General features: G+C 68.0%; 5 protein-coding genes. 4 read left to right on the plus strand and 1 reads right to left on the minus strand.

Features of this window, described 5'->3' with window-relative positions:
* The first annotated feature begins 21 nt into the window (after positions 1-21).
* From uxaC to DIS04_RS17700, 4 genes are all read left to right on the plus strand, one after another.
* Positions 22-1,443 carry a glucuronate isomerase gene (gene uxaC / locus DIS04_RS17685; RefSeq protein WP_111415110.1) on the plus strand — a complete coding sequence of 474 codons (1,422 nt, stop codon included), beginning with the start codon at positions 22-24 and terminating at the stop codon, positions 1,441-1,443.
* Between the two features lie 50 nt (positions 1,444-1,493).
* Positions 1,494-2,705 carry a D-mannonate dehydratase ManD gene (gene manD / locus DIS04_RS17690; protein ID WP_111415111.1) on the plus strand — a complete coding sequence of 404 codons (1,212 nt, stop codon included), beginning with the start codon at positions 1,494-1,496 and terminating at the stop codon, positions 2,703-2,705.
* Positions 2,706-2,716: 11 nt separating this feature from the next.
* Positions 2,717-4,201 carry a mannitol dehydrogenase family protein gene (locus tag DIS04_RS17695; protein ID WP_111415112.1) on the plus strand — a complete coding sequence of 495 codons (1,485 nt, stop codon included), beginning with the start codon at positions 2,717-2,719 and terminating at the stop codon, positions 4,199-4,201.
* An 89-nt stretch (positions 4,202-4,290) separates the two neighbouring features.
* On the plus strand, positions 4,291-5,217 hold the full coding sequence (locus DIS04_RS17700) for a Gfo/Idh/MocA family protein (protein WP_111415113.1): 927 nt from the start codon (positions 4,291-4,293) through the stop codon (positions 5,215-5,217).
* A gap of 56 nt (positions 5,218-5,273) precedes the next feature.
* On the opposite strand, the gene DIS04_RS17705 is transcribed toward DIS04_RS17700, so the two are convergent.
* Positions 5,274-6,422, minus strand: a complete 1,149-nt coding sequence (locus DIS04_RS17705; RefSeq protein ID WP_111415114.1) for a fumarylacetoacetate hydrolase family protein — start codon at positions 6,420-6,422, stop codon at positions 5,274-5,276.
* Positions 6,423-6,536: the final 114 nt, after the last annotated feature.

The following is a 6,536-nucleotide window of genomic DNA, read 5'->3' on the forward strand; positions in this document are numbered from 1 at the left end:
CCGACAACGACGGAGCGCGTCATGACCTTCAATGATCGCATCGATTACATGGGGCCGGATTTCCTGCTCGAAAGCGAGCCGGCGCGGCGGCTCTACCACGAACATGCCGCGGCCATGCCGATCTGCGACTACCACTCGCACCTGAGCGCCGAGGAAATCGCCGGCAACGTGCGCTTCGACAACCTCACCCAGCTGTGGCTCAAGGGCGATCACTACAAGTGGCGGGCGATGCGCATCGCCGGCATCGACGAGCGGCGCATCACCGGCGAAGCGAGCGACCGCGAGCGCTTTCAGGCCTGGGCCGAGACGGTGCCGGCCTGTCTCGGCAACCCGCTCTACCACTGGACCCACCTGGAGCTGCGTCATCCGCTGGGCATCGAGAACACGCTGCTCTCGCCGGCCACCGCCGAGGAGGTCTGGTCCACTGCACGCGAGCGCCTGGCAACGCCGCCGCTGAGCGCCCAGGGCATCCTCGAGCGCTTCCAGGTGCGCACCGTCTGCACCACCGACGACCCGGTGGACACTCTCGGCCTGCACCGGCGGCATGCCGAGAGCGGGGCGATGCCCGCCATGCTGCCGACCTTCCGCGCCGACGCCGTGCTCAAGATCGAAGCCCCCGGCTTCGCCGACTACCTGGGCGAACTGGAGCGTGCCAGCGGGGTGGCGATCCGCGGCTACGACGATCTGCTCGCGGCGCTGTACCAGCGCCTCGAGCACTTCGCCGCCCACGGCTGCTGCCTCTCCGACCACAGCCTGGAGAAGCCGGTGTTCGTCGCGCCGCCGAGCACGGCCGAACTCGACCGGCTGATCGAGCGCCGCCGCCAGGGTAGGATCCTCAGCGGCGACGAGAACGCCGCCTTCACCACCTCGCTGCTGCTGTGGCTGGGACGCGAGTACGCCCGCCGCGGCTGGGTGATGCAGCTCCACCTGGGTGCGCTGCGCAGCCTGAGCCAGCGCGGCCTGGCCGAGATCGGCGCCAACAGCGGCTTCGACGCCATCGGCGACGTGACCTATGCCGAGCCGCTGGCGGCGATTCTCGATGCGCTGGACCGCGAGCGGGCGTTGCCGCGCACCGTGGTCTACAACCTCAACCCGCGCGACAACGAGATGCTGGCGAGTCTGGTCGGCTCGTTCGCCAGCGACGGTATCCCCGGCAAGCTGCAGTTCGGTGCCGCCTGGTGGTTCAACGACCAGCGTGACGGCATCGAGCGCCAGCTCGTCACCCAGATGAACTTCGGCCTGCTGCGTCACTTCATCGGCATGCTCACCGACTCGCGCAGCCTGCTGTCCTTCTCCCGCCACGACTACTTCCGCCGCATCTTCTGCCAGATGCTCGGTGCGCAGATCCGGCGCGGCGAGCTGCCCAACGACCTCGATCGCATCGGCGAGCTGGTGCGGGCGGTGTGCTACGACAACGTGCAGGGCTATCTCTTCGAACGATGAATCGAGCCCCTGATGCCAAGCCCTTATCCCATGACTGCGACGGAACACGCATGAAAATCAGCGACGCCTATGTGATCGTCACCTCGCCGGGGCGCAACTTCGTCACCCTCAAGATCGTTACCGAGTCGGGTACCTACGGCATCGGCGATGCCACCCTCAACGGCAGGGAAATGGCCGTGGTGGCCTACCTCGAGGAGCACGTGCTGCCCGCCCTGATCGGGCGCGACGCCAGCCGCATCGAGGACATCTGGCACTACCTCTACCGCGGTGCCTACTGGCGCCGGGGGCCGGTGACCATGGCGGCGGTCTCGGCGGTGGACCTGGCGCTGTGGGACATCAAGGCCAAGGCGGCGGGCATGCCGCTGTACCAGTTGCTCGGCGGCAGGAGCCGCGAGCGCGTGATGACCTACGCCCACTGCACGGGGCGCGACATCGAGGGTTGCCTCGCCGAGGTCGAGAAACACGTCAAGCTCGGCTACCGGGCGGTGCGGGTGCAGGCCGGCGTGCCCGGCATCCCGACGATCTACGGCGTGGCCAAGCGCGAGGGCGAGCGCTACGAGCCGGCGGACGCCGACTTGCCTGCCGAGCACGTGTGGAGCACCGAGAAGTACCTCAACCACGTGCCCAAGCTGTTCGCCGCGGTACGCGAGCACTTCGGTGACGAGTTGCACGTGCTGCACGACGTGCACCACCGCCTCACGCCCATCGAGGCGGCGCGCCTGGGCAAGGCGGTGGAGCCCTACCACCTGTTCTGGCTCGAGGACTGTGTGCCGGCCGAGAACCAGGAGAGCTTTCGCCTGATTCGCCAGCACACCACCACGCCGCTGGCGGTGGGGGAGGTATTCAACTCGATCCACGACTACCGTGAACTGATCGAGAACCAGTGGATCGACTATATCCGTACGCCGCTCTCCCACGGCGGCGGCATCACCCATATGCGGCGGATTGCCGACCTGGCCGGGCTCTACCACGTGCGCACCGGCTTTCATGGGCCGACGGACCTGTCGCCGGTGTGCCTGGGAGCCGCGATCCATTTCGATACCTGGGTACCCAACTTCGGCATCCAGGAGCACATGCCCCACACGCCGGAGACCGACGCCGTCTTCCCCCACGACTACCGTTTCGAGGATGGCCACTTCCTGGTCGGCGAAGCGCCGGGGCACGGCGTCGACATCGACGAAGCCCTGGCCAAGCGGTACCCCTACAAGCGTGCCAGCCTGCCGGTCAACCGGCTGGAAGACGGCACGCTGTGGCACTGGTGAGGAGTCCACTCATGCCAGACGTGACCCGCCTACCCGCCGCCGAGCCGACCGGCCGCCTCGGCATCGTCCACCTGGGACTGGGCGCTTTCCATCGCGCCCACCAGGCCGTCTACCTGGAGCGCTATCGGCAGCGCAGCGGCGACGGCGCCTGGGGTGCATGCAGCGCCAACCTGCGCGGCGGGGTGGCGCTGGTCGATGCCCTGCGCGACGCCGGCTACCGCTTCCATGTCGCCGAGTACACCGACCGTGATCACGTCACGCTGCGCGAGATCGGCGTGATCGAGGAGGCCCTGTTTACTGGCCGGGACCCCGCGCATCGATGGGGGCGGGATCTCGAGGCGCTGCTCAGGCGCATGACCTCGTCCGACACGCGGCTCGTCACCCTGACGGTGACCGAGAAAGGCTATTTTCTGAGCCCCGCCGAGGGCGCCTTGCTGCGCGACGACCCGCTGATCGCTCATGACATCGCCCAGCCGCAGACGCCGCGCACGGCGCCGGGCATCCTGGTCGAGGCCCTGGCGCGCCGCCGTGAGGCGGGCCTGCCGCCGTTCACCGTGCTCTCCTGCGACAACATGCCGAACAACGGCCAGCGCACACGGGCGGCGGTGGTGCAGCTCGCCGCCTGTCGTGATGCCGAGTTCTCCGCCTGGATCGAGCGCGAGGTAGCATTTCCCTGCAGCATGGTCGATCGCATCGTGCCGGCCATGACTCAGGGCGATTTTGCCCGCCTGGCCGAGCTGGGAATCGACGACCCCAACGCCGTGGTGGGCGAGGCCTTCTCGCAATGGGTGGTGGAAGACCACTTTCCCCTCGGCCGGCCGGCCTGGGAGGTCGACGGGGTGGAAATGGTCGCCGACGTGGCGCCGTTCGAGACCATGAAGCTGCGCATGCTCAACGGCAGCCATTCGCTACTGGCTTACCTGGGCGCGCTGGACGATATCGAGACCGTCTTCGATGCGGTGAGCCGCGACGATCTGAGCGCCCTGTTGCGGCGCTACATGCTGCGTGAGGCGGCGCCGACTCTGGCGATGCCTGCGGGAACCGACCTGGAGCGCTATGCCGAGCAACTCCTTTACCGCTTCGCCAACGACAGCCTGCGCCATCGCCTGCAGCAGATCGCCATGGACGGGTCCCAGAAGCTGCCCCAGCGCTGGCTGCAGGGTGCCCTGGCGCGGCTCGAGGCGGGGGCCGAAGTGCCCTGCACGACACTCGGCGTAGCGGCCTGGATCCGCTACACCTTGGGGGTCGACCTGCACGGCAACGCCTATCCCGTCGACGATCCCATGGCGACGACCTTCAAGCTTCTGCATGAGGCCCATGGTGAGGATATCGAGGCCCTGGTGGAGGCTTTTTTCGAGATCGATGCCATTTTCCCGCCGGCATTGGCCGGGCACGCCGGCTTCGTGGCGGCGGTGGTGTCGGCCTACCGCTGCCTGACCGCTCATGGCCTCGCGGATACGCTTGCCTGGGGTGGCGTTCTGGCCAGGGGGCAATAGCCGGGTCCGTGCCCTGGCAGACTTGAAGGCCCGGTGCCAAGACGGCATGGTGGCTCATTCCACCACCGGACGCGAAAAAAGGACGTGCCATGTCCGTCATCAACCTGGGGCTCGTGGGCGTCGGCAAGATCGCCCGCGACCAGCATCTTCCGGCCCTGACCGAGAGCGGAGATTTCCATCTGGTAGCGAGCGCGGACCCCCACGCCCGTCACCCATTGATCCCCGGCCATGCCGCCTTGGACGAGATGCTCACGGCGCATCCCGAACTCGAGGCGGTGGCTGTCTGTACTCCCACCAGCCTGCGCTACACGCAGGCTCGCCTGGCCCTCGAGAAGGGCAAGCACGTGCTGCTGGAGAAACCGCCAGGGGCGACGCTGAGCGAGGTCGAGGACCTGATGGCCCTGGCCGAGCGCCAGGGTCGCTCCCTGTTTGCCGCCTGGCATTCGCGCTTCGCCCCGGGCGTGGCGGATGCCCGCGAGTGGCTGCGGGAGCGTCGGGTTGAGCGAGTCGAGATCGACTGGAAGGAGGACGTGAGGGTATGGCATCCCGGCCAGGCTTGGATCTGGGAGCCGGCGGGCATGGGCGTGTTCGACCCGGGCATCAACGCGTTGTCGATCGTCACCGAGATACTGCCGCAGGCCTTCTTCCTGCGCGATGCGCGGCTATGGGTGCCGAGCAACTGCCAGGCGCCGATTGCGGCCCGGCTGGACTTCAGCGACGCCTTGGCGACACCGATCGTGGCTGACTTCGATTTCCGTCAACCCGGCCCGCCGACCTGGAGCATCCACGTCGAGACGGATCGCGGTCGCCTGAGCCTGGCCCAGGGCGGGCGTCGGCTGGAGATCGCCGGGCAGTGCGTTCTCGACGACGAGGAGCGTGAATATCCCGGGCTCTATGCACGCTTTGCCCAACTGATACGCAGCGGGAGTTCGGACGTCGATCTGGCGCCATTGCGCCACGTGGCGGATGCCTGTCTCGCGGGATGGCGCGAGACCACCGACGCCTTTCACGAGTGAGTCGCGGGGCAGTGCCGCCTCGGGGGATCCCCGATGCGGTACTGCCGTGAGGCATCCTAGCGCCGATGGGCCCGCCACTGGCGTATACCGAAGGTCCAGGGCGGCAGCCTGTCGGAGCGGTCGACGCGGTTGACCAGCGCACCCAGTGCCGGCGTGGCGATGGTGACGCTGTCGCCGATGTGATGGGTGAAGCCCTGACCCTCGCCGTCGCGGTCCTGGATCGGCGAGAACATGGTGCCGAGAAACAGCATGAAGCCGTCCGGGTACTGGTGGTGGGCGCCGACGGTCTGGCGCACCAGGTCGAGCGGGTCGCGGCTGATCTCGCGCATGTCGCTCTCGCCTTCAAGCAGGAAGCCGTCGTCCTCGCCCTCGATGCGCAGCGTCACGTGGGCCTGGCGCACGCTGTCCAGCGTGAAGCGCTCGTCGAACAGGCGAATGAACGGACCGATGGCGCAGGAGGCGTTGTTGTCCTTGGCCTTGCCCAGCAGCAGGGCGCTGCGGCCCTCGATGTCGCGCAGGTTGACGTCGTTGCCCAGCGTGGCGCCCTTGGCTTCCCCCTTGGCGTCCACCGCCAGCACGATTTCCGGCTCGGGATTGTTCCACTCGGAGGCGGGGTGCAGGCCCACACGGGCACCGAAGCCCACCGACGAGAGCGGTTGCGCCTTGGTGAACACCTCGGCATCGGGGCCGAGGCCCACCTCCATGTACTGGGACCAGGCGCCGCGCGCCTGCAGCGCCGCCTTGAGTGCCATGGCCTCGTCGGAACCCGGTGCAATACGCGACAGGTCCTGGCCGATCAGCTCGTTGAGCTCGCTGCGCAACTGGCTGGCCTTGGCGGCGTCGCCGCCGGCCTGCTCCTCGATCACCCGTTCCAGCAGGCTCACGGCGAAGGTGACACCGCAGGCCTTGATCGCCTGCACGTCGCAGGGGGCGAGCAGGTAGGGGACAACCTGCGGTTCGGCCAGCGAGTTCTGCAGCAGGGTCGTGGCGGAGCCCAGCGATTCGCCTTCGGCACGCCGCACGAACTCGGCGGCGTCCTTGCGGTCGAGCAGGTCGGCCATGCAGTCACACTGGGCGGAGATGTCGATCACCTCCCCCTGGCGCACTACCACCAGGGCCGGGCCGTCGTCACGCCATACGCGCCCCGCCAGCAGGGCCTGGTCCACGTCATGGGGAAGGTAAGCGGTCGTCTTGTCGTCGTTCACGTCTCATGCCTCGCGTTTGCCGTCGACCAACCGTGACACACCCCAGGGGTTGCCGTCACGCAGCACCTCGGGCAGCAGGCCCTGCGGCAGCGCCTGGTAGCACACCGGACGCAG

The sequence above is a fragment of the Billgrantia lactosivorans genome (assembly GCF_003254665.1).
GTDB lineage: Bacteria > Pseudomonadota > Gammaproteobacteria > Pseudomonadales > Halomonadaceae > Halomonas > Halomonas lactosivorans.